Genomic DNA, 22,640 nt, shown 5'->3' with positions numbered 1-22,640 from the left:
GGCTGATCGACAATGAGCGGCGTCATCCGGGTTCGTGGAGCCCGCGAACATAATCTGAAAAGCGTCGATATCGACATTCCTCGCGACAAACTGGTGGTGATCACCGGCCTGTCAGGGTCGGGCAAGTCTTCGCTGGCGTTCGATACGATTTATGCCGAGGGTCAGCGCCGCTATGTCGAGTCGCTGTCGGCTTATGCCCGTCAGTTCCTTGAACTGATGCAAAAACCCGATGTCGAAAGCATCGAGGGACTGAGCCCGGCGATCTCGATCGAACAGAAAACGACCTCGCGCAATCCGCGCTCGACCGTCGGCACCGTCACCGAAATCTACGATTACATGCGCCTGCTGTGGGCGCGCGTCGGCGTACCGCATTCACCGGCAACCGGTCTGCCGATTGAAAGCCAGACGGTCAGCCAGATGGTCGATCGCGTCGAGACGATGGCCGAGGGAACCAGGCTGTATCTGCTCGCCCCCTATGTGCGCGGTCGCAAGGGCGAGTACCGCAAGGACCTGCTCGACCTGCAAAAGAAGGGGTTCCAGCGCGTCAAGGTCGACGGCACCTTGTATGAGATCGACGCCGTCCCGACCCTCGACAAGAAAAAGAAGCACGATATCGACGTGGTGGTCGACCGCGTGGTGATCCAGTCCGGCCTGGGCAACCGGCTGGCCGATTCGATCGAGACCGCTCTCGGCCTTTCGGACGGGCTGTGCATTGCCGAGGATGCCCGAACCGGCGAGCGCACGATTTTCTCGGCCAAGTTCGCCTGCCCGGTCTCGGGCTTTACCATCGAGGAAATCGAACCCCGGCTGTTCTCGTTCAACAACCCGTTTGGGGCCTGCCCCACCTGCGACGGACTCGGCGTCAAACTTTATTTCGATCCCGAACTGGTCATCCCGAACCCCGATTTGTCGTTGCGAGAAGGCGCGATCGCGCCCTGGGCCGGGTCGACCTCGCAATATTACCTGCAAACCCTTCAGGGCCTGTCGGCGCATTACCGCTTTGGCCTCGACCTCCCCTGGTCGGCGCTCCCGGAGCGAGTGCGCGAGGTGATCTTGTACGGATCGGGCACCGAAGAGATTACGATCGAGTACGAGGACGGCTTTCGCGGCTACCACACCAAGAAATCGTTCGAGGGGGTCATCCCCAACATGGATCGCCGCTTCCACGAGACGGATTCGGCCTGGGTGCGCGAGGAATTATCGCGGTTCCAAGGCACGGCCCCGTGCGAAGCCTGCGGCGGCGCGCGTCTGAAGCCCGAAGCGCTGGCGGTTAAAATTCGCGGACTGCATATCAGCCAGACCGCCGAAATGTCGATTGTCGCGGCGCGCGACTGGTTCGGTGAGCTCGACCAACATCTGAAGCCCAAGGACCGCGAGATCGCCCGGCGTATTTTGCGTGAGATCAACGACCGTCTGGGCTTCCTGGTCGATGTGGGCCTCGATTATCTCACCCTTGGGCGTGGCTCCGGTTCGTTGTCGGGGGGCGAGAGCCAGCGCATCCGGCTGGCGAGCCAGATCGGATCGGGTCTGACCGGCGTTCTTTACGTTCTGGATGAGCCTTCGATTGGCCTGCATCAGCGCGACAATGATCGTCTGCTGGCAACGCTGCGTCGGCTGCGTGATATCGGCAATACCGTGATCGTCGTCGAACATGACGAAGACGCGATCCGCAGCGCAGATTACCTGATCGATATGGGACCGGGGGCCGGAATTCACGGCGGTTCGGTCGTTGCCGAGGGCACCCCGGCCGAAGTGATGGTCAATCCGGCCAGCCTGACCGGCCGCTACCTGACCGGACAGACGCGGATCGAGCTGCCGACGCAGCGCCGTCCCGGCAGCGGCGCGGTCTTGTCTCTGATCGGCGCACGCGGCAACAATCTGAAGGATGTTACCCTCACCGTCCCGCTCGGGACGCTCACCTGCATCACCGGGGTGTCGGGGGGCGGCAAATCGACCCTGGTGATCGAAACGCTGTACAAGGCCCTGGCCCGCCGCTTGATGGGAGCGCGGGAACAGCCGTCCCCGTTCGACCGGATCGAAGGGGTCGAACATCTCGACAAGATTATCGATATCGATCAGAGCCCGATTGGCCGGACTCCCCGCTCGAACCCCGCGACCTATGCCGGAGCCTTCACCCCGATCCGCGACTGGTTCGCCGAACTGCCCGAAGCGAAAGCACGCGGCTACAAGCCCGGTCGGTTCTCGTTCAACGTCAAAGGCGGACGCTGCGAAGCTTGCCAAGGCGACGGGCTGATCAAGATCGAGATGCACTTTCTGCCCGACGTCTACGTCCAATGCGACGTCTGCAAGGGACGGCGCTATAACCGCGAAACGTTGGAAATTACCTTCCGCGGCAAAAGCATTGCCGACGTCCTCGACATGACCGTCGAGGAGGCGGCCGAGTTTTTCAAGGCGGTTCCCGCGATCCGTGACCGGATGGTAACCCTACAACGGGTTGGGCTTGGCTATATCCATCTGGGGCAACAGGCCACCACCCTGTCCGGCGGCGAGGCTCAGCGGGTCAAGCTGGCCAAGGAATTGTCGCGCCGGGCCACCGGGCGGACCCTCTATATCCTCGACGAGCCGACTACCGGGCTGCATTTCGAGGATGTCCGCAAATTGCTCGAAGTGCTTCGTGCCCTGGTCGATACCGGCAACACCATCGTCGTAATCGAGCATAACCTGGAAGTGATCAAAACCGCCGATTGGATCGTCGATCTTGGTCCCGAAGGGGGCGATGGCGGCGGTCGCGTCGTTGTCGCGGGAACGCCGGAAGATGTTGCTGCCTGCTCGCAGAGCTATACCGGCCAGCATCTTGCCCCAATTTTGGCCCGCCATGTCGGAACGGGTGATCCCGGTCGCTTCTAGGCGTTTACCGTCAGATCCGGCCTCAGACTCTCAATGTCGGGTATGAAAGGGAAGGGGGTAACCCCTTCTTTTTTATACTTTTTCGCCCGCTAGCGCTGAGCGGGCTCAAGCGAATCCATTAAATCAAGTCAACCTAAGATGACAGTGGTGCAGGGGTCGACTGTCAACCTTGACTTAACAACACAAGTAAAAACTCGCTTTACAGCGATATTTTATCTTGAGACAGTGTGTATAGATCAAACTGTCTTTAGCGTGATGTCTTGATGCTGACGGTTCGCCCCTTACGGTTCATCCGGGTTCTGGTTGCCTTGTCCGGGCTAACCGGACTGGCTGCCTGCTCATCCACGTCGTCCGACTATGGGGCGGGTCAAGACACTCTCTCCCCACCTCCCCCCGTCGTCGCCACGGTGCCAGCCCCTCCTCCGGTCAGTCCGCCCTCGCAGCCAGAGGATCAGCCAATGGTCACCGAGGCTCCTCCGGTCGAGCGGACAGCGCAGCCGATCGTGCTGACGTTCGCCTTCAACAAAGACGAGATCACCGCTTCGACGATGCAGCGGCTGTGGGATGCGGCCCCGGCTCTGAAGGCCGCCAAGCCTGATGAAATCCGGATTTATGGCTACACCGATTCCCGTGGCCCCAAAGCCTATAACCAAGCCTTGTCGGAACGGCGTGCCCGGTCGGTGGCCAAGCAATTGGTCAAACTGGGGGTAACAGCCCCGACGATCGAGATCGTTGGCAAAGGTGCGGACGACCGCGCCGCACTTTCGCCGTCATCGCCTCAGGCACGCCATGACGAGCGCCGGGTCGAAATCACCTGGGGTCCGGTCGATAGTGCGATGACGGGGCCGTCTCCGCAGGGGTTAACTTTGGTTGACGGGGTAGCTCGGACCAACCTGACGTCAACCAAAGTTGACAATGTGATATCAACCTCAGTAAAAACTGGGAATCCGCGCCTGGATCTGACGAAGAGCGACGGCATGAGCGCGGCGGCAGGTTTCGGGATCAAGTCCCCGCGGGCTGTCTTGCAAGGCGGTGGGCAGAACGGCCTCATCCCGGGACTCGATCAGAGTCTCGTCGTCAAACCGCATGATGTCGCCCTTGTATTTCCGTCCCATCGTCCACTTCCGTCGGCGCTGTCTCAGAGCAAAGCCGGATCGTCGCGCCCCCATCCGACTTCGTGCCGGATCATGACGATGGATCGTGGCGATAAAGCGGTCAGTTCGGTGACGTTTTTATGGCAAAGCGCGCCACTGACCCGACGCCAGACCATCCAAACTCCAATCCCCCACCGCCCAGCGGATCAGCCGCAGGGTCGGGAAGCCGACCGCGGCGGTCATCCGGCGCACCTGGCGGTTACGGCCCTCGCGTAGAATCAGCTCGATCCAACTGGTGGGAATGGCGGCACGGCTCCGGATCGGCGGATCCCGCTGCCACAGCCCTTCGGGTTCGGCGATCATCCGGGCTCCGGCCGGACGGGTCGGACCGTCCTTCAGCACGATCCCTTTGCGTAGCGCGGCCAGCGCCGCCGGGGTGGGGATTCCCTCGACTTGGGCCAGATAGGTCTTTGCCATTTTATGGCGGGGGTCGGCGATCCGGGCAATCAGCGGTCCGGAATCGGATAAGACCAGCAACCCCTCGGAATCGCGGTCAAGCCGTCCGGCCGGATACACTCCGGGCTGGTCGATATAATCCTTGAGCGTGCGCCGTCCACCCTCACGATCGGTGAATTGGCACAGCACATCGAACGGCTTGTTAAACAGGATCACCCGTGGCGGCATCGGAAAAGCTCGGTTACAGTGTCGGCCTTTTTCAAAATTCGGAGCATCCCATGTCCGCCCAGATTCGCGCCGCCCATATCCTGCTGATGTACAAGGGCTCGATGCGGTCCCAGTCGACCCGGACCAAGGACGAGGCGCTGTCGGCTATCACCGAGATTCTTGACGAAATTCGTGAAGGCGCTGATTTCGGCCAGATGGCCAAGGAATATTCCGACTGTCCGTCGGCAGAGGAAGGCGGCGATCTCGGTCATTTCGGTCCCGGAGCGATGGTTCCCGATTTCGACCGGGCCGCGTTCGCCCTGGCTGTGGGCGAGGTCAGTGGCGTGGTCGAAACCCCGTTCGGCTATCACCTGATCCATCGCGTCGAATAGGTCGGGTCGGAGCGGGGGCGTGTCCCCCGCTCCGCTTTCCGCCTAGATCATCCCACGAGCAGACCGCGCCGCTTCAGTTCGGCCTCGGTGCTCAGATCGAAGCGGGTTAGCGCGCTATCGACCGTGCGTCCGGTCAGGTCGCGCCACGTCGCAAGGGCGGTCTGGCGATCGAACGGACCCAACACCTGGGCCGGACTGCCCGCCGCGATGGTGGTGAAATCGGTCCCGGTATATTCGCCGCCGACGACGTACCAGCCCCCCTCCCCGGTCTCCGGGCCAGTCTCGCGAATGAAATAGCGCACCATGGCATTGTCGACGGTCTTGCCGGTCAGAGCGCGCCAGCATTCATGAGCCTGACGTTCCTCGAATGGCCCGAAGGTCTCTTCGGACTGGCCGGGAGCGAGAGTGGTAAACGTGGTGTCGGCGTATTCGCCGCCGACGACGTAATATGTCCTGGCCATATGCCCTCCTGGGTCAACTCTCCGCTTATACCCAAAATCAGACTGGGAAGAAATGATCCGGCCGGTAAGTGCACGGCAAAATCTGCCGATGTCTTCCCGCGCCAAGGCCCTGATCTTGGCCGATTAGACCGTGGCACGAAGTCTGCATGTCCTTATCGCAACATGTTAAGGCCATGGAGTGTGTGCCATGCAATCTGTCTCATCGATCCCCAGCCATCTTTTGCTGAACCGTAAGGACGAGCCCAGCAGCCATTCCTCCAACTCGGAAAAGACCGGGCCATCTAGCGCATTCGCGACCTACGCTTTTGGACCGCTCGATACCTCCGACGGTAAAAGCGTCACCGATGGCAAGGCCGTGACCGGAACCAATTCAATCGCGGCGGCAACCGGCGGCAGCATCGGCTGGCTGACCCAAATGACGGCGCAGCAGAAGATGGGGTAGCACCGGCTTACCCCACCCCTGGACAGAAGCCGTCGAAGCGGCTATGTCGGTGGGTATGAGCGAAAAACCAATTCACGTCGTCGGCGGCGGGCTGGCAGGGTCGGAATCGGCCTGGCAGCTCGCGCAGGCCGGCCTCCCCGTCATCCTCCATGAAATGCGCCCCAGGCGCCAAACCCCAGCCCATCACAGCGACGGGCTGGCGGAACTGGTCTGCTCGAACTCGCTGCGTTCGGACGATGCCGACCACAATGCCGTTGGCTTGCTGCATGAAGAAATGCGGCGGGCGGGCTCTTTGATCCTGGCCGCCGCCGATGCCTGCAAGGTCCCGGCGGGAGGGGCTTTGGCGGTTGATCGCGACGCGTTCTCCGCCCATGTCCAGACCGCCCTGACCAACCACCCCAACGTCACCATCCGGCGTGAGGAGGTGACGGGGCTGCCTCCGGAGGAGTGGGAGCGGGTCATCGTCGCGACCGGGCCGTTGACCTCGGCTCCGCTGGCCGAGGCGCTGGCAGGCCTGACCGGGATTGATTCTCTTTCCTTCTTTGATGCGATCGCTCCGATCGTGGTGCGCGAAAGCATCGATTTCTCGAAGGCTTGGTTCCAGTCGCGCTACGACAAGGGCGACGGCTCGGATTACATCAATTGTCCGCTGTCGCGTGAGCAGTACGATGCCTTCATCGACGGCCTGCTGTCCGGCGAAACCGTCCCATTCCATGATTGGGAAAAAGACACCCCCTATTTCGAAGGCTGTCTGCCGATCGAGGTGATGGCCTCGCGCGGGCGCGGCACGCTTGCCTTTGGTCCGATGAAGCCGGTCGGCCTGACCGACCCGAATGGGCCCAAGCCGTTCGCCGTGGTCCAGTTGCGCCAGGACAATGCCCTAGCCACGCTTTACAACATGGTCGGCTTCCAGACCAAACTGCGCCATGGCGAACAGGTTCGCTTGTTCCGGACGATTCCGGGGCTGGAGAACGCCGAATTCGCCCGGCTGGGCGGACTGCACCGCAACACTTTCGTCAACGGACCGCGCGTGCTGAACCGCGATCTGACGCTGAAAGCCCAGCCCCGCCTGCGTCTGGCGGGACAGGTCACCGGCTGCGAAGGCTATGTCGAGAGTGCGGCAATCGGCTTGCTGGCGGGCTGCTTCACCGCCGCGGAGGCGCTAGGGCGGACGTTGTCTCCGCCTCCGCTGACCACCGCCCTGGGGGCCTTGCTCGGGCACGTTACCGGCGGAGCGATGGCCGACACCTTCCAACCGATGAATGTCACGTTTGGCCTGTTCCCGCCGCCGCCCGAACGCGATGAAAATGGGCGCCGGGTCAAGGGGCGCGAGCGCAAGAAGCTCTATTCAATCCGGGCGCGCAACGATATTGCTCCCTGGCTGGAGACCCTGCCCTCCACCCGAGACTAACCGCCGATCCTCAAAAAAACGCTCCCGACCCAACGGGTTGGGAGCGTTTCAAGGACGTGGCCAATGTCAGCCCTGTTTGGCCTCATAGGCGGGAACGAGACGCCCGCAGCCGAGAAGGCGGAAGGACTGCCCCCTCCAAACGATTTTACGACTGGTCATGCAGGCCGCCCACACCACGAAGCACAGGCACTCCCGCACAGGCACAAGCCACAGCGGCATCGGTCGCGCGAACGAGATGCGACGGTTCAGCGTCGCGGTCAAAATAAATCGCAGCAACAAGTACAGAACGACCGCAACGGCCCCGACAATCGAGGGAAACAGTGCCAGTTGCAGCAGATAGATCGGCAAAAGGCAGGTGGCCACCGACAGGACATGATCAAGCGGGCGGGTGACCCAGACGGTCTGTGCCCAGCGGATTTCATGGCGGATCAAGGCGAGCAGACTGGTTTCGTCAACCATTGTCGCGACGGTAAAATGAGACAGATGAACCCGCCATCCCGCCCGGGTCATCAGATCGCCAATCTCATGATCGTCGGCTAAATGATCGGTGACGGCGGCAAAGCCGCCGATCGACTCCAACGCTCTGCGCCGCAGAAGCAACACTGCACCCAACGCGCAATCGATATTGTTGATTGACTTGTCGAGCAGAACAGACGGAATGATCCACCCGTTGATGTTGAGTTCGCCCAGTCGCGATACCCAGCCCGCAGTCGCTTGGCCGGTATAGAGGCAAGAGACCGCTCCGATTCCGTCATCCTTAACCATCGGATCGACAATTGAGCGCAATCCGTCCCGGCCAATTTTGACATCACTGTCGGACACGACGAGATAATCATGGCGGCAGGCCGACATCATATTGATCAGATTACTGATCTTAAGGTTGCTGCCATGCACGGCATCATTGCAGACCAGGGTGATGTCGCGATCGGGGAATTCGGCACGAAGGCGATCAACCACCGCAACAGCGGGATCATCAGCCTTGTGAAGGCCAAAGACGATCTGATACTCGGGATAGTCTTGATCGCAGAACGAGCGGAGGCACTCATAGAGTCGAGGCTCGCTTCCGCACAGCGGCTTCATCACAGAAACCGGAGGGGTTTCGCCATTGGCCGGGGCCTTGCGGCGTTCCTTGAAATTCAAGGCCTGACGGAGGCTTAGTCCTAAAAAAGCCCACCCGGTCGAGGCGGTCAGAACCAAACCAAGGTCAACCGCTTCAACGTTCCAAAAGGCCATACCCACCCCTTTAGCATATAGTTTTGAGACTAACTATACGCTTCCCACCCCAAACGCCAGCGAATTGTAACAGGCGGATACAAACCCGCCCCACTGTTACAAAACGCTTACAAACTGGGTGGCGATGGGCGCGAATGGGATTTTTTATGAAACCTGGATCAATTCGACCCGGTATCCATCGGGGTCTTCGACGAACGCAATGATCGTGTTGCCAAGCTTCATCGGTCCGGGAGCCCGAACGATCTTGGCCCCGGCTTGATCCAAAGCATCGCAGGCAGCGTAAATATCCGGCACACCCAAGGCAAGATGCCCGAACCCAGCCCCCAGATCATAGGAGGGCGTGTCCCAATTATAGGTCAGTTCCACCACGGTCTGCTCGCTTTCTGCTCCATAACCGACAAAGGCCAGGGTAAACCGTCCCTCGGGATAGTCTGTGCGGCGCAGAAGCTGCATTCCCAACAGATTGGTGTAAAACGCAATCGAGCGGTCCAAATCGCCGACTCGGATCATCGTGTGCAGAAAGCGCCAGCCTTTGGTGTCGGGCGTTGTGCTCATTGCTGTTCTCCAATGAAAGTCAGGATCGTCGCGGCAGCCCGAGCGCTGGGGCTGGTTTCTCCCCATCCCAGACGGGTCAGCGCCTCGCGTTCACCGCGATGTTGGTCGGCAACCGCATCGGGATCATCCAGCAACTGGCTCACCGCCTCCGCCAGTCGATCGGGGCGGCAATCGTCCTGAAGCAGTTCTGGCATCACCTGGCGTTCCGCCAGGATGTTGACCAACGAGACGAATTTCAAGTCCAGGCCGAGGAAGCGGGTGGCAACGAAGGCCGATACCGGTGAAACCCGATAGGCGATCACGGCGGGAACTCCGGCCATCGCCAGCTCCAGCGCCACCGTTCCCGATGCGGCCAAAGCAGCCGAGGCGGCGGCAAAGGCATCAAAACGTTCGGCCGCGCCGCGCAGTACCAATGTGGGAAGCGTCCACCCAGCGGCAGCGGCGGCAACTTCGTCCGCAACGGTTTCGACCGTGGGCACTGCCACTACCAAATCGGGATAACGGACGGCAAGCTGGTCCAGAGTGGCGGCAAACACCGGCAACAGGCGCGATGTTTCCGACCGTCGGCTGCCCGGCAGCAGGCAGAGAATCCGTTGATCGGCAACCAGTCCATGCCGGGCACGAAATGCCGCCCCGTCCCCCCGCCCTGCCCCGCCCTCGATCACCGAATGGCCGACATGGATCGAGCGGAGCCCTTCCTTCTCGAACCATGCCGGTTCATTGGGAAACAGGGTCAACAGCAGGTCAAGCACCTGAGCCAACGTCTTGGCCCGGCCTTTTTTCCACGCCCAAACCATTGGGGCAACGTAATGAATACGCGGAACGCGGGACTGACGTTCTTTCAACCCCTTGTGAATCCGCCCGCAGAAGCCCCAGGAATCAATTGTGACCACTGCGCTCGGGACTTTTGTTTCGATATCGGAAAGAGTCTCGCGGATCCGACGGAGGATCAGTGGCAACCGCGGCAACACCTCGACCAGTCCCATCACCGACAGGTCGGCCATGGGGAACAGCGAGTCCAGCCCTTCGGCGCGCATTTCCTCGCCGCCGATACCAGCAAAACGAACAGCCCCTCCGGTTTGCTGTTTGAGGGCAGCCATCAGTCTGGCACCAAGCAGGTCGCCCGACGGCTCTCCCGCGATCAGGTAGATTAGAGGAACGGCGACGGTCATAATGGCGCGATTCCAATAACGAACAAACCAAGGCGACGGGCTTCGGCAGCAACCGCCTCGCGTCCCAATACCAAGGCAGCGCCAGCTTCGACGGCAATGCCGCGCAAACCGGCAGAAGCAGCAGCGGTCACCGTGTTGGTGCCGATTGCGGGAAGATCGATCCGGCGATCCTGACCGGGCTTCTTCAGTTTAACCAGAACACCGCCGACGCCGTCGCGAGCGAGAAGACCGCACCGTTCCAGCAGGCGGTCGGTTCCCTCAATCGCCTCAACGCCCAACACAATCCCTTGCTGGATCACCACCGATTGTCCGACATCGACCGCGCCAAGCGCTCGGGCAACTTCGATTCCACGGGCAATATCGGCTTCAGCCTGGGCGTCCGGGGCTGGGCCGCCATAGAGACCCGGCCTGGCAAGACAGGAGGCAAGGACCTGATCAATCCCGACAACCTGAAAGCCTTCGCTTTCAAGTTCGGTCACGACGGCCCGCAGCAATCCGTCATCGCCCAGCGCCTTCAACCCGATGCGGGCAAAAAAGCGGGCGGTGCGCAAATCGGGAGCCAGTTCAGACAGCGATGGTCGGCGGACAGGGCCAACCATCACCACGTCTGAGACTCCGGCCTGGCGCAGGCTGGCGAACCCACTTCCGGCTTCGCCCAGACGAATCCAATCGGTCGGCAAATCGGCGGCGGCAATCACCGCCGGATCGGCATGGCCGGTCAGGGCGAGGACATGGGCCGGTCGCCCCTCGGCCCGGCACGCAGCGGCGATCAACCCGGGAAGGCAACCGCCGCCCGCAATAATACCGAGCTTGCGGTTAGACGCCATCGCCGGTGAATTTCGGCGTACTGAGCGACCGCGAGGTGTCCGAGCGGATGAAGGCGACGATTTCCATCACCACCGCATTTCCCTGGAACTGATCCTCGACGTCGGACAGCCGTTCCTGCAACGTCCCTTCGGGAGCGAACAGCAGACGGTAGGCGTTCCGCAGGGTATGAATGTCGTCGCGTGAAAAGCCACGACGCTTCAACCCGACGATATTCAGTCCGTTCAGATGGGCGCGGTTGCCAATGACGACACCAAAGGGAATGACGTCGGCCTCGACCCCCGACATGCCGCCGATCATCGCGTGCTTGCCGATGCGGACGAACTGATGAACCGCCGATAAGCCGCCCAGAAAGGCGTAATCGCCGACGGAAACATGCCCGGCCAGGGTGGCATTGTTGGCCATGATGACGTTGTTGCCCAGGATGCAATCGTGGGCAACATGGGCGCTCGCCATGAACAGACAATTATCGCCGACCCGGGTCACCATCCCGCCGCCTTCAGTGCCGGGATTCATCGTGACATGTTCACGAATCTGGTTGTTGGACCCGATTTCCAACACCGAGGGCTCGTCTTTGTACTTCAAATCCTGCGGACGGTGACCGATCGAGGCAAACGGAAAAATCCGCGTACCGGACCCGATCCGCGTCCGCCCCGCGATAGCGACATGGGACAGCAGTTCGACATTGTCGCCCAAGACAACGTCGGGACCAACCATACAGAAGGGGCCGACCACCGCCGACGCGGCGAGTTCGGCTTTGGGATCGACGACGGCGCTGGGATGGATTTGGGTCATTATTCGTCCAAAATCATGGCGGCATACGTCGCTTCGGCGACCAGGGTTCCGGCGACCTTGGCCTCGGCGCGGAACTTCCACACATTCGCGCGGCTACGTTCCTTGAAAACGTGGATCATCAGCTGATCGCCCGGCCCCACCGGCTTGCGGAAGCGGCAGGTGTCGACGCTCATGAAATAGACCAGCTTTCCTTCGGCCGATGGACCCAGCGTCTCGACCACCAAGACGGCGGCGGTCTGCGCCATCGCCTCGACGATCAGAACGCCCGGGAAAACCGGACGAGAGGGGAAGTGCCCCTGGAAAAACGGTTCGTTGATAGTGACGTTCTTGATGCCGACAGCGCTTTCGTTGGCGACGACATCAATCACCCGGTCCACCATCAGGAACGGATAGCGATGCGGGATCATCTGAATGATCCGGTTGATGTCGATGACCTTACCCCGGTCGGTGACGGTGGTGTCCATATCGATCCCTGCCCTCTTTCTAACCTTCCCTGGCCGGCAAAGGAGCCGGCAACCCATGTATTTTCCGTTCTCTAGCCCTTGCGGCGGATCATCCGGCTCAACAAAGCCGAGCTACGCAGCCAGTCGGCCATCGGGACGGCGGGCGAGCCCCCGACAGTCTCGCCGGGAGCAATGTCGCGCATTACCCCGGACTGAGCGGCAATCCGCGCCCCTGCCCCGATATGCAGATGGCCGGTCAGCCCGGCCTGACCACCGGCGGCAACAAAATCGCCAAGATGGCTCGAACCGGAGACGCCAACCTGCGCCACCAAGACGCAGCCGCGGCCGAGATGGACGTTGTGCCCAATCTGGACGAGGTTGTCTATCATACAGCCAGCGCCGATGACGGTATCTGGACCAGCTCCGCGGTCGATCGTCGCATTCGCGCCGATTTCAACGCCATCGCCAATCACGACCCGGCCCAATTGCGGGACCTTCAAATGCCCCTGGGGCCCCATCGCAAAGCCAAATCCATCCTGGCCGATCCTGGCGCCGGGATAGATCGAAACACGGCGGCCCACCAAGGCGTGAGTGACGGTGGCTCCAGCTCCGATCGCGCAATCGTCACCGAGCACAACACCATCGCCAATGACGGCATTGGCGCCGATGCGGCAGCGCTGGCCGATTTCAGCCCGAGCGCCGATCACCGCGCCAGGTTCGATCCGGCATCCTTCGCCGACGGTGGCGGTCGGGTCGACCCAGGCGGTCGGAGCCAGCCACGGTTCGGGCGGCAGCACGGGGTAGAATGCCTGGGCGATCCGGGCATAAGCGCGATAGGGATCGTCGGCCAACAGCAACGCCATTCCCTTCGGGGCCTTGGCAGCCATCGCCGGGGCGACAACGCACAGACCGGCCCGGCTCGCCTGGAAGGCGTCGAGATACTTGCGGTTATCAAGAAAGGAAACGTGCTCGGGACCGGCGGTATCGAGCGGGGCAACATCGACGAAAACGGCCTCGGCCGAAGCCTCACCGCCCGCGACGGCACCAGAGATACCGACCAAAGCCTCAAGAGTGAACGGCCCCGCGACCGTAAAGAAACGTGAATCGGCCATGGCTCTCTACTTTCTACCGGGTTTGGCCGGCGGCGTATCCTCGACCACCGGTACAGGAAAAGAAACAGTCGGCAGCCGACGATTAACCCGCTCGATCACGAGACTGGTCACGTCCATGCTGGGTTCATGCAGGACGACTTGCTGCTTGGGCAGAACCAGGGTTGCCCCCATCTCGCCCGCGATTTCCCCAGTGATGCTCAAAATGACGTTCATCAGTTCGGTGGCGGCCGTGTCAGTCGATTTCTCCAGCGCCCGAACCGCCATCTGGGTTCGCCGCTGAAAGGCGACGACCTGTTGCTCCAGGTCCTTGACCTTCTGGTCATAGGCTTCCTGGGACATCGTTCCCTTCTGCCGGGCCAGATCCTGATCGCTGACCTGAAGACGCTGGCGCGCCGAATTGAAATCGTTCTGGAAGCTCTGCTGGTAATGATCGCGCTGAGTGATCAGGGCCTTTCCGGCCTGGGAGTCCCGTTGGGCCTGCTGGACGTCAACAACAATGATGATGGTGGCGGGGGCTGCGGCGGCTTTCTTGGCCGCCGGAGCGTCGGCAGCGCTGACCACGGAAGCGGCCATGGCCAAAGCAACCACCATCCCACAACAGCTCACCCAGTGTCTGGCCCGGCCAAGCCTGGACAAGCCCCCCATTGATCCTCGCCCTCTGCTCATACTCATCCGTGTCAAACCCCTTTCGAGACGCCCCGCTCCATTCCAATGTTGCGGAGGAGCCTTCCCTGCGGGGTCAGAACTTGGTGCCGAAGTTGAATTTCAGCAATTCCGTCTTGTCATAGCTCTCTTTTAACAGAGGCACACCGATATCGAGAGAAACCGGTCCCATCGGCGACTTCCACGACACGCCGACGCCGCTCGACAGGCGCAACGAACTGCTTTGGCGTACCCCTGTCGAATCTTCGATATCGGACGAACCGACCGTACCGGCATCGGTGAAGACCTGACCGGAAACACCGAACTCGTCGGGCAGACCGATGGGGAAGCGAACCTGGGCCGACCCAGTCAACATCCAGACACCCCCCAGCGAATCGTCGGTGGCAATATCGCGAGGACCGATACCCGCCGTCTCGAAGCCGCGAAGGGTATCCCCGCCGACGAAGAAACGATCGGTAATGTGAACGCGCTCGCCCAACCCGACGATGTAGCCATTGCTGGTCGTCAGGCCCAGAACAACCTGATCGTCGAGGGTGAAGTACTGACCGCCGGACAACGTTCCACGAACGAAATGGATATCACCACCAAGGCCTGCGCCTTCCGCTGCAACTCGAACGAAATAGCCTTCGCCCGGTTCGATCCGGCTGTCACGCTTGTCGTAGGTTAAGCCGGTGGTGATCGACGAGGTCACCCGCGACCCCACCTGATCCAGGATATAGCGTGAGGTGCTGGTGACGTTCGACACCTTGTCCTGCTTCAGGGTGTATTTCCAGTCCTGACGCAAAGGATCGGTGATCTGATAGCCCAGACGCAGGCTGCCGCCGATCGTCTCGGAATCATAGGAACTGTAATTGCTGAGATCGCGGGTAATCGCGAAGGCATCAAAGCCCGCCGCGATCTCGCGATCGAGGAAATACGGTTCAGTGAAGGAGAAGTTCAACTGGGTCCGCTTGCTGGCCAGCGTCGAGGACAACACGACGTCCTGGCCCCGACCAAGCAGGTTGCGTTCGCGGATCGAGGCCTCAATCATCGGACCGATCTGGCTCGACCAACCCACGCCAAAGCTCAACTCGCCGGTCGATTTCTCCTGAACCTCGACCTTGATGACCGTCCGGTCGGGTGCCGTTTCGGACGGCACATTGGTCACCTCGGCCTTCTCGAAGAAGTTGAGGTCTTTCAAACGCTGGCGCGACCGCCGCAACTTCGCGGTGTTGAAGGCATCGCCTTCAACCAGCCTGAATTCGCGCCGGATGACCTTGTCGAGGGTCCGGACGTTTCCGGTGATGTCGATCCGCTCGACGAAGACCCGTGGTCCCTCCTGGATGTCATAGGTGACATCAATGACCTTGGTCTCGCGATTGCGGTTGATCTGCGGGCGGATATCGACGAAGGCATAGCCTTTGGTTCCGACCGCATCGGTCAGTTTCTGGACGATATCCTCGACCTGATCGGCATTGTACCAATCGCCCTCGCGACTGACGATGATCGGCTCAAGTTCTTCGGGCTTCAGATCGCGCAAACCGGCATTGATCGTCGATTTGCCGAACTTGTAACGCTCCCCTTCTTCAATCGTGTAGGTGATGAAGAAGCCTTCGCGATTAGGCGTCAATTCGGCAATCGCCGATGCCACCCGGAAATCGGCGAAGCCGTGCTTCAGATAAAACCGCCGCAGCAATTCGCGGTCATAGGTGACCCGATCGGGATCGTAGGTGTCGTCGGTGGTGAGGAAGCGATACCAGCGCTCTTCCTTCGTCTGAAGGGTTTCGCGCAGCTTGGTTTCATCGTAACGACGGTTGCCGACGAAGGAAATCCGGCGGACATAAGTCGGATCACCTTCGACGATTTCATAGACCAGATCGACGCGGTTCTGTTCAAGCTGAATGATCTTGGGCTCAACCGTAGCGGCAAACCGGCCATTGCGGCGGTACAGATCGAGGATGCGCTTAACGTCGGACTGAACCTTGGACCGGGTATAAACCGTTCGCGGCTTTAACTGGGCTTCCGATGAAAGCTGCTCTTCCTTGATCTTGCGGTTTCCCTCGAAGGCGATGCGGTTGATGATCGGGTTTTCTACAACCCGCACCACCAACTGATCTCCTTCGCGCCGGATCGCGACGTCGGCGAACAGACCTGTATTGAACAGAGCCTTCAGCGAGCGGTTGACCCGTTCGGTGTCGAACAGGTCACCCTCGGTGATCGTCATATAGGATTTGACGGTATCGGCTTCGATACGTTGGGTACCCTGGACGATAACGGAACGCACACGTCCGGCATCCTGCGCCCAGGCGGCGGTCGAGACAGCCAAAAGACCTGCTGCCAGACCGGTCCACTGCAAGAATCGCATCGGGTCCCCCCACGTCAGCCCAGTGTACCAACCCGGTCCAGGGTCACGAGAACATGCGTACCACAGCGTCCCAGACCGGCAGGGCCACGATATCGTTTCTAGTCGCGAAGACCATCAACGCCAATACCAGAAACAGCCCAATTCGAAAACCAAATTCTTGTGCCTTTTCCCCCAGGGGGCGGCCAAGGATCGCTTCGAAGGCATAAAAGAGAAGGTGCCCGCCATCGAGGACCGGGATTGGGAAAAGATTGATCAACCCAAGATTCAAGGACAACAGGATCGTGTAATAAATAACGCTGCTGATACCCAGTTGCGCCGCTTCACCCGCTCCTTTGGCAATGCGGATCGGACCGCCCAGTTCGTCTGAATTGCGGGTTCCGCTAATCATCTGACCGATGCCGACGAAGGTCGAGCGGATCATGCTGCCGGTTTCGGCCAGTGACTCACCCAGGGCCGATACCGGGCCGTGATGAATGATCCGGGTGCTGGCCGGATCAGCAGACACACCGAGGACCGGCACCTTCTCCAAATCGCCGAACAGGCCCTTGCGCGTATCAATCCGGGGCTGGGCCTGGATCGTGAAGGTCTCATCGCCCCGTTTGATCGTCATCTCCAGCGGACGTTCGATCTCAAGGCGGACCACTCGCTGGATATCCTGGAAGCGATCGACCGAGCGGCCGTTGATTGCCAGGATGCGGTCGCCGGTCTTCAGTCCGACTTCTTCGGCGGCGGTGCCGGGATAAATCCCGCCGATCACCGGCTCGGTCACCGGCTGCCCCAGGACCATGAACAGCCCGGCCAAGCCCAGAATCGCGAACACAAAATTAGCCGCAGGACCCGCGACAACGATCGCGGCACGCTGCCCCACCCGCTTGTGCTGGAACGACCAGGATTTCTCTTCGTCGCTCATCGGCTGGTCGCTCTGGGTCGCCGACGCGGCGTCGGCATCGCCATAGAACTTGACGTAGCCGCCGAGCGGGATCAGAGCGATCCGCCAGCGCGTCCCGGCCGAAGTGGTCCGCCCCCACACTTCCGGGCCAAAGCCGATCGAGAACACCTCGACCTTGACCCCGTTGGCGCGGGCGATCAGGAAGTGTCCGAGTTCGTGGACGAACACAACCACGGTGATGATGACCAGGAAGATCACCACGTAATACCACACGCCATGAAGGACGTTGGAGAGCAGAAGAGACAGGTCCATGAGGCTCCGAACCGGTTAAAGGCGCCCGATCACCGACTCGGCAAAGCGCCGCGCCACCTGATCCTGGGCCAGAACGTCGTCGATCGAAAGAAGCTCGCGGTGGTTAACACCTTCAATGGTGCGCTCGACCACGCGGGCGATGTCAAGAAAACCGATCTTACGCGCCAGGAAGGCGGCAACCGACACTTCATTAGCGGCGTTCAGCACGGCGGCAACCGATCCACCGGCGCGCAGGGCCTCGCGGGCCAGACGCAACGACGGGAACAGCGTTTGATCCGGGGCTTCGAACTTCAGGGTTCCGATCGACGCCAGATCAAGGCGGGGGACCGGAGCCGGAATGCGATTGGGCCAGCCCAGCGCATAGGCGATCGGGGTACGCATGTCGGGCGACCCCAACTGCGCCAGAACCGAACCATCGGTATAAGCGACCAGCGAATGGATCACCGACTGGGGATGGACGACGATGTCGATCTTCTCTTCAGGCATGTTGAAAAGATGATACGCCTCAATCAGTTCCAGCCCTTTGTTGAACATGCTGGCGGAATCGACCGAGATCTTCGCTCCCATCGACCAATTAGGATGGGCGACCGCCTGCTCAGGCGTGACCGAGGACATGAATTCACGGGTCTTGCCGCGGAACGGCCCGCCCGAGGCGGTCAGGATGATCTTTTCAACCTGATCGTGCTGCTTGACGTCGAGAACCTGGAAGATCGCCGAATGTTCGGAATCGACCGGCAGCAGGGTTGCACCGTGGGTCTTCACCTCGGCCATCATCAACTGCCCGGCACAGACCAGCACTTCCTTGTTGGCGAGGCCGACGGTGGCACCGCGGCGGATCGCCCGGAGGGTCGGAGCCAGACCGGCGGCACCGACGATCGACGCCATCACCCAATCGGCGGGAAGATCGGCGGCATCGGCGACGGCGGCGGCCCCGGCGGCAACCTCGATCCCTGTGCCGGCCAAAGCGTCCTTCAGGGCAGGATAGGCGGTTTCATCGGCAACGACGGCCAGACGTGCCTTGAGACGGCGCGCCTGATCGGCAAGGATATCGACCCGGGAATTGGCTACCAGCGCCTCGACCCGGTAAAGGTCAGGGCTAGCCTCGACCAATTCGACGGTGTTACAGCCGATCGAACCGGTCGAGCCGAGAATCGTAACCCCACGCCTTGCGCTCATAACCCCCCCACTCACTCTTCAGCTTACTGCCAGATCAGGACCGCTTTGCCCGTGGCGAAGGTCAACGCCGCCACCACGATTGCCGCAGTCAAAAGGCCATCGACGCGGTCGAGGACCCCGCCATGGCCGGGAATGATGTTGCTTGAATCTTTGACGCCCCAGCGCCGCTTGACCCAGGATTCCAACAGATCGCCCGCCTGCGCCACCACAGCGAGAAGTGCGCTGACAAAGCCAACCCAGGCCAGCCCGGCAAGCTGCTCGGTCCAGGCGACGGCGACGCCAACCAAGGCCGCGCAGAGCATCCCCCCCAGCAGACCCGCCCAGGTCTTCTTGGGGCTCACCCGCGGCATCAGCAACGGACCGCCGATCAGGCGACCGAAGGCATAGGCACCGATATCGGTGGCCCAGACGACCAGGAGAAGCCACCAGACCGTCGCCGCGCCGTATTCCGGATCGCCACGCAGCCAGACCAAGGCCAGACACGGCAGACCGATATAAAGCGCCCCCAACCCCGACCAGACCCGGCGGCCGGGAACCGGGCAAACCAGCAGAGCCGAAACCACAAAGGCCCCGGCCACCATATAAAGCGCTGCGTGCGGTGCCGTCACCGCCAGCAGCGAGGCGGTAAAGCACAGAAACGCAGCGGAGCGCGCGGCGTAGCCGTAACCGCCACAGGTGATGCGGTGCCATTCCCAGCACATCAGCGCTGCGGCGATCGCAACCATCAGGGCAAAGGGATAACCACCGTACCAGGCGGCGAACAGGGCTGGCGGAGCCAGAGCCAGGGCGGATAGGGCGCGTGTTTTCAGCACTTGAACAACTTACCTCGCCCCGCCGAAGCGGCGGTCGCGCTGCTGGAAGTCGCGCAAGGCGGTTTCCAGTTCAGCGCGTCCGAAATCCGGCCAAAGGGTCTCGATGAACACCAGTTCGGCATAGGCTCCCTGCCACAGCAGGAAGTTACTGATCCGTTTTTCGCCACTGGTGCGGATGATCAGGTCGGGATCAGGGATGCCCGAGGTGAAAAGATGAGACCCGACAATCGTCTCATCGACGCCATCCGGGGACAGAGCCCCGGCGGCAACCGACCGGGCGACGGAACGCATCGCTTCGACGATTTCCTGCCGCCCGCCATAGGAAAGAGCGAGAACCAGCGTCAGCGCGACGTTGGATTCGGTCCGGGCCTCGGCGTCTTCGATCAGGCGGACGATATCGGGTCCGAGCCGCGAGCGTTCGCCGATCACTTTGAGGCGGATGCCATTCTTATGCAGATTGGCAACCTCATTGCGCAGATAAAGGCGCAACAGCCCCATCAGATCGGCGATTTCGCCGGCCGGACGCTTCCAATTCTCAGAAGAAAACCCATACAGAGTCAGATAGGAGACCCCCATCTCCCGTGCTGCCTCGACCGTGCGGCGGACGGATTCCGCCCCGCGTTTATGTCCAGCGGTTCGAGGCAGCCCCCGCGAGCGCGCCCAACGCCCATTGCCGTCCATGATGATGGCGACATGGGCCGGTGGTGGTGGCAGCTCGGCGGCTTGGGGCGAGGTTTCCATTGGGATCAGACCTGAATGATCTCTTTTTCCTTACTCGTCAGCAACTCGTCGATCTTCTTGATCATCTCGTCAGTGACAACCTGGACTTCCTTTTCGTGCTTCTTGATCTCGTCTTCGGAAAGATGGCCATCCTTTTCCATCTTCTTCAGCGAGTCCATACCGTCGCGACGGACGTTGCGCACGGAAACGCGGGCCGCCTCGGCATACTTGCCGGCGACTTTCTGCAATTCCTTGCGACGCTCTTCGTTCAGCGGCGGGATCGGCACCCGGATCAATTGTCCGTCGGCCTGCGGATTGAGGCCGAGACCGGCATTGGCGATAGCCTTCTCAACGGCCTTGACCTGTCCCTTGTCCCACACCTGAACCGTCAGCATCCGGGGTTCGGGCACGCCGACGGTCCCGCATTGCGACAGCGGCATGGTCTGGCCATAGGCCTCGACCACGACGGGATCAAGCAGATTAACCGAGGCACGACCGGAACGCAGGCCGGAAAATTCTTTCTTAAGAACCTCGACGGCGCTGTCCATGCGCCGAACGATATCCTTCCTGAGATCGCTCCAGGTGGTCGAAACAGACACGATCGAACCCCTTTTCTAATCGTTCGCGATAGTTGTGAAGAGTCCGCAACCCGTGACCACCTGAGCGAAAGCGCCCGGACGGTGCAGGTCGAACACGACGATGGGCATCCGGTTTTCGCGACAGAGCGCGATTGCCGACGTATCCATCACCGCCAGATCGCGGCTCAGAACCTCATTGAAGGTCAGGCGATCGTAACGGACCGCATCCTTGACCTTTTTGGGATCAGCGGAATAGACGCCATCAACCTGGGTGGCCTTCAGAAGGGCATCGCAGCCCATCTCGACCCCGCGCAGGGCGGCGGCGGTATCGGTGGTGAAGAACGGATTGCCGGTCCCGGCGGCGAAGATCACCACCCGCCCCTTTTCGAGGTGACGAATGGCGCGACGGCGAATGAACGACTCGCAGACCGTCGGCATCACGATCGCCGACTGAACCCGGGTCTCGACCCCGTGCTTCTCCAGCGCATTCTGCAACGACAAGGCATTGATCACGGTCGCCAGCATGCCGACATTGTCGGCCGCAGCCCGCTCCATGCCGGTCGAAGCGCCGGATACGCCACGGAAGATGTTGCCGCCGCCGATAACCACACAGACTTCGACGCCGAGATCGCGGACCGATCGCACTTCGCCTGCGACCCGATCAAGAGTGACGGGATCAAGCCCATACTCTTTCGATCCCATCAGGCCTTCGCCGGAAATTTTGAGAAGAACGCGTCGGTACTGAGCGTTGCTGGCCATAGGCTCCCTTTGGGGCTTGGTGGCGCAAAGGCCGGGAAGCGCGGTCGGCTGTGGGTTTTTACACAGGACCGAGCGGCGGCGATCATACACTATTCAGCCAGCCTGTCGCGCCTGTTGTCACGGACGGGGCCACCCCTCCTGGAGAGGGGCGGCCCTTACCGGATAGGAGCGTTAGCGCCCGAGCTGGGCGGCGACTTCGGCGGCGAAGTCGGTCTGCTCTTTCTCGATGCCTTCGCCGAGGGCGAAGCGCGCGAAACCGGCCAGGCGGATCGGCGCACCGAATTCCTTGCCCTTGATTTCGAGCAGCTTGGAGATCTTGTTCTCCTGGTCGATTACGAAGATCTGCTCGCTCAGGCAGACTTCCTCGTAGTACTTGCGGATACGACCTTCGACCATCTTCTCGATGACATTGGCGGGCTTGCCCGACGCCTGGGCCTGCTCGGTCAGGACATTGCGCTCGCGATCAAGCGCCGTGGTGTCAACCGAGGTCGGGTCAAGGAACTGCGGGTTGGCAGCGGCAACGTGCATCGCCACCTGACGGCCCAGTTCGAGCAGCCGAGCCTTATCGGCGGTCGATTCGAGCGCGACCAGACAGCCGATCTTGCCCAGACCGGGGGCAACGGCAGTGTGGACATAGGACGCAACGACGCCGTCGGTCACTTCGAGGCGCAGCGAACGGCGCAGCGACATGTTCTCGCCGATGGTGGCGATCAGAGCGGTCAACTGGTCGCCGACATTCTTGTCCGAGCCGGGGAACGCGGCGGTGCGGACCGCCTCGATATCACCCTGGGCCAGCGCCACCTGGGCGACGGCGGACACGAAGCTCTGGAACTGCTCGTTGCGGGCAACGAAATCGGTCTCGGCATTGACTTCGACAACAACGCCCTTGGTGCCTTCGGCGGCGACGCCAACCAGACCTTC

Annotated in this window: 24 protein-coding genes and 1 pseudogene; 5 read left to right on the top strand and 20 right to left on the bottom strand. The window is 61.2% G+C overall.

Going from position 1 to position 22,640, the window contains the following annotated elements:
- The first annotated feature begins 12 nt into the window (after positions 1 to 12).
- Positions 13 to 2,868, top strand: a complete 2,856-nt coding sequence (gene uvrA, locus K678_RS04410) for an excinuclease ABC subunit UvrA (RefSeq protein WP_021131256.1) — start codon at positions 13 to 15, stop codon at positions 2,866 to 2,868.
- Positions 2,869 to 3,319: 451 nt separating this feature from the next.
- On the opposite strand, the gene K678_RS18965 is transcribed toward uvrA, so the two are convergent.
- Positions 3,320 to 3,460 (bottom strand): hypothetical protein, encoded by a 141-nt coding sequence (locus K678_RS18965; protein ID WP_196802538.1) that lies wholly within the window; start codon positions 3,458 to 3,460, stop codon positions 3,320 to 3,322.
- On the opposite strand from K678_RS18965, the pseudogene K678_RS19920 reads away from it, so the two are divergent.
- Positions 3,417 to 3,575 (top strand): annotated as a pseudogene (locus K678_RS19920) (OmpA family protein); the annotation flags it as partial. The gene K678_RS18965 and the pseudogene K678_RS19920 sit on opposite strands and share 44 nt — an antisense overlap.
- A 222-nt stretch (positions 3,576 to 3,797) precedes the next feature.
- On the opposite strand, the gene K678_RS18960 reads toward K678_RS19920, so the two are convergent.
- Complete coding sequence (locus K678_RS18960; RefSeq protein ID WP_039852034.1) at positions 3,798 to 3,983, bottom strand: hypothetical protein; 186 nt, start codon at positions 3,981 to 3,983, stop codon at positions 3,798 to 3,800.
- A gap of 117 nt (positions 3,984 to 4,100) precedes the next feature.
- On the bottom strand, positions 4,101 to 4,646 hold the full coding sequence (locus K678_RS04400) for a pseudouridine synthase (RefSeq protein ID WP_021131254.1): 546 nt from the start codon (positions 4,644 to 4,646) through the stop codon (positions 4,101 to 4,103).
- A gap of 50 nt (positions 4,647 to 4,696) precedes the next feature.
- Here K678_RS04400 and K678_RS04395 point away from each other — a divergent pair, with 50 nt between their 5' ends.
- A complete protein-coding gene (locus K678_RS04395) occupies positions 4,697 to 5,017 on the top strand; it encodes a peptidylprolyl isomerase (protein WP_021131253.1) in 321 nt (106 codons plus the stop codon).
- 47 nt (positions 5,018 to 5,064) lie between these two features.
- On the opposite strand, the gene K678_RS04390 is transcribed toward K678_RS04395, so the two are convergent.
- On the bottom strand, positions 5,065 to 5,478 hold the full coding sequence (locus K678_RS04390) for a DUF4170 domain-containing protein (protein WP_021131252.1): 414 nt from the start codon (positions 5,476 to 5,478) through the stop codon (positions 5,065 to 5,067).
- A 187-nt stretch (positions 5,479 to 5,665) separates the two neighbouring features.
- Between K678_RS04390 and K678_RS04385 the strand changes: the two genes are divergently transcribed.
- Together K678_RS04385 and trmFO are read left to right on the top strand one after the other, a co-directional pair.
- A complete protein-coding gene (locus K678_RS04385) occupies positions 5,666 to 5,920 on the top strand; it encodes a hypothetical protein (protein ID WP_021131251.1) in 255 nt (84 codons plus the stop codon).
- 55 nt (positions 5,921 to 5,975) lie between these two features.
- A complete protein-coding gene (gene trmFO, locus K678_RS04380) occupies positions 5,976 to 7,331 on the top strand; it encodes a methylenetetrahydrofolate--tRNA-(uracil(54)-C(5))-methyltransferase (FADH(2)-oxidizing) TrmFO (protein WP_039852053.1) in 1,356 nt (451 codons plus the stop codon).
- A gap of 66 nt (positions 7,332 to 7,397) precedes the next feature.
- On the opposite strand, the gene hpnI is transcribed toward trmFO, so the two are convergent.
- From hpnI to tsf, 16 genes are all read right to left on the bottom strand, one after another.
- Positions 7,398 to 8,564 carry a bacteriohopanetetrol glucosamine biosynthesis glycosyltransferase HpnI gene (gene hpnI / locus K678_RS04375; RefSeq protein ID WP_021131249.1) on the bottom strand — a complete coding sequence of 389 codons (1,167 nt, stop codon included), beginning with the start codon at positions 8,562 to 8,564 and terminating at the stop codon, positions 7,398 to 7,400.
- A 144-nt stretch (positions 8,565 to 8,708) separates the two neighbouring features.
- Positions 8,709 to 9,119 (bottom strand): lactoylglutathione lyase, encoded by a 411-nt coding sequence (gene gloA, locus K678_RS04370; RefSeq protein WP_021131248.1) that lies wholly within the window; start codon positions 9,117 to 9,119, stop codon positions 8,709 to 8,711.
- Positions 9,116 to 10,291: a lipid-A-disaccharide synthase gene (gene lpxB / locus K678_RS04365; protein ID WP_021131247.1), complete on the bottom strand. Its 1,176-nt coding sequence runs from the start codon at positions 10,289 to 10,291 to the stop codon at positions 9,116 to 9,118. The genes gloA and lpxB overlap by 4 nt, the downstream gene beginning before the upstream one ends.
- Positions 10,288 to 11,118: an LpxI family protein gene (locus K678_RS04360; RefSeq protein WP_021131246.1), complete on the bottom strand. Its 831-nt coding sequence runs from the start codon at positions 11,116 to 11,118 to the stop codon at positions 10,288 to 10,290. The genes lpxB and K678_RS04360 overlap by 4 nt, the downstream gene beginning before the upstream one ends.
- A complete protein-coding gene (gene lpxA, locus K678_RS04355) occupies positions 11,108 to 11,911 on the bottom strand; it encodes an acyl-ACP--UDP-N-acetylglucosamine O-acyltransferase (RefSeq protein ID WP_021131245.1) in 804 nt (267 codons plus the stop codon). The genes K678_RS04360 and lpxA overlap by 11 nt, the downstream gene beginning before the upstream one ends.
- Complete coding sequence (gene fabZ, locus K678_RS04350) at positions 11,911 to 12,375, bottom strand: 3-hydroxyacyl-ACP dehydratase FabZ (protein WP_021131244.1); 465 nt, start codon at positions 12,373 to 12,375, stop codon at positions 11,911 to 11,913. Before fabZ ends, lpxA begins: the two co-directional genes overlap by 1 nt.
- Before the next feature lie 71 nt (positions 12,376 to 12,446).
- Positions 12,447 to 13,466: a UDP-3-O-(3-hydroxymyristoyl)glucosamine N-acyltransferase gene (gene lpxD / locus K678_RS04345; protein ID WP_021131243.1), complete on the bottom strand. Its 1,020-nt coding sequence runs from the start codon at positions 13,464 to 13,466 to the stop codon at positions 12,447 to 12,449.
- Between the two features lie 6 nt (positions 13,467 to 13,472).
- The gene (locus K678_RS04340) at positions 13,473 to 14,039 is read right to left on the bottom strand and encodes an OmpH family outer membrane protein (protein ID WP_231376201.1); all 567 of its coding nucleotides are present in this window, start codon (positions 14,037 to 14,039) and stop codon (positions 13,473 to 13,475) included.
- A gap of 166 nt (positions 14,040 to 14,205) precedes the next feature.
- Positions 14,206 to 16,392: an outer membrane protein assembly factor BamA gene (bamA, locus tag K678_RS04335; protein ID WP_231376200.1), complete on the bottom strand. Its 2,187-nt coding sequence runs from the start codon at positions 16,390 to 16,392 to the stop codon at positions 14,206 to 14,208.
- A gap of 124 nt (positions 16,393 to 16,516) precedes the next feature.
- Positions 16,517 to 17,674, bottom strand: a complete 1,158-nt coding sequence (gene rseP, locus K678_RS04330; protein ID WP_021131240.1) for an RIP metalloprotease RseP — start codon at positions 17,672 to 17,674, stop codon at positions 16,517 to 16,519.
- A gap of 15 nt (positions 17,675 to 17,689) precedes the next feature.
- Complete coding sequence (locus tag K678_RS04325; protein ID WP_021131239.1) at positions 17,690 to 18,850, bottom strand: 1-deoxy-D-xylulose-5-phosphate reductoisomerase; 1,161 nt, start codon at positions 18,848 to 18,850, stop codon at positions 17,690 to 17,692.
- A gap of 23 nt (positions 18,851 to 18,873) precedes the next feature.
- The gene (locus K678_RS04320) at positions 18,874 to 19,662 is read right to left on the bottom strand and encodes a phosphatidate cytidylyltransferase (RefSeq protein WP_021131238.1); all 789 of its coding nucleotides are present in this window, start codon (positions 19,660 to 19,662) and stop codon (positions 18,874 to 18,876) included.
- Between the two features lie 9 nt (positions 19,663 to 19,671).
- Positions 19,672 to 20,403 (bottom strand): isoprenyl transferase, encoded by a 732-nt coding sequence (locus K678_RS04315; RefSeq protein WP_021131237.1) that lies wholly within the window; start codon positions 20,401 to 20,403, stop codon positions 19,672 to 19,674.
- A gap of 5 nt (positions 20,404 to 20,408) precedes the next feature.
- Positions 20,409 to 20,981, bottom strand: coding sequence for a ribosome recycling factor (gene frr / locus K678_RS04310; RefSeq protein ID WP_039852032.1), 573 nt, complete (start codon positions 20,979 to 20,981; stop codon positions 20,409 to 20,411).
- Between the two features lie 15 nt (positions 20,982 to 20,996).
- Positions 20,997 to 21,719, bottom strand: a complete 723-nt coding sequence (pyrH, locus tag K678_RS04305; protein ID WP_021131235.1) for a UMP kinase — start codon at positions 21,717 to 21,719, stop codon at positions 20,997 to 20,999.
- 171 nt (positions 21,720 to 21,890) lie between these two features.
- The coding region (gene tsf / locus K678_RS04300) for a translation elongation factor Ts (protein ID WP_021131234.1) at positions 21,891 to 22,640 on the bottom strand (750 nt) is incomplete at its 5' end.

It is taken from the genome of Magnetospirillum fulvum MGU-K5 (assembly GCF_000442515.1).
Taxonomy (GTDB): domain Bacteria; phylum Pseudomonadota; class Alphaproteobacteria; order Rhodospirillales; family Magnetospirillaceae; genus Phaeospirillum; species Phaeospirillum fulvum_B.
This window is presented reverse-complemented; position numbering and strand designations above follow the sequence as displayed.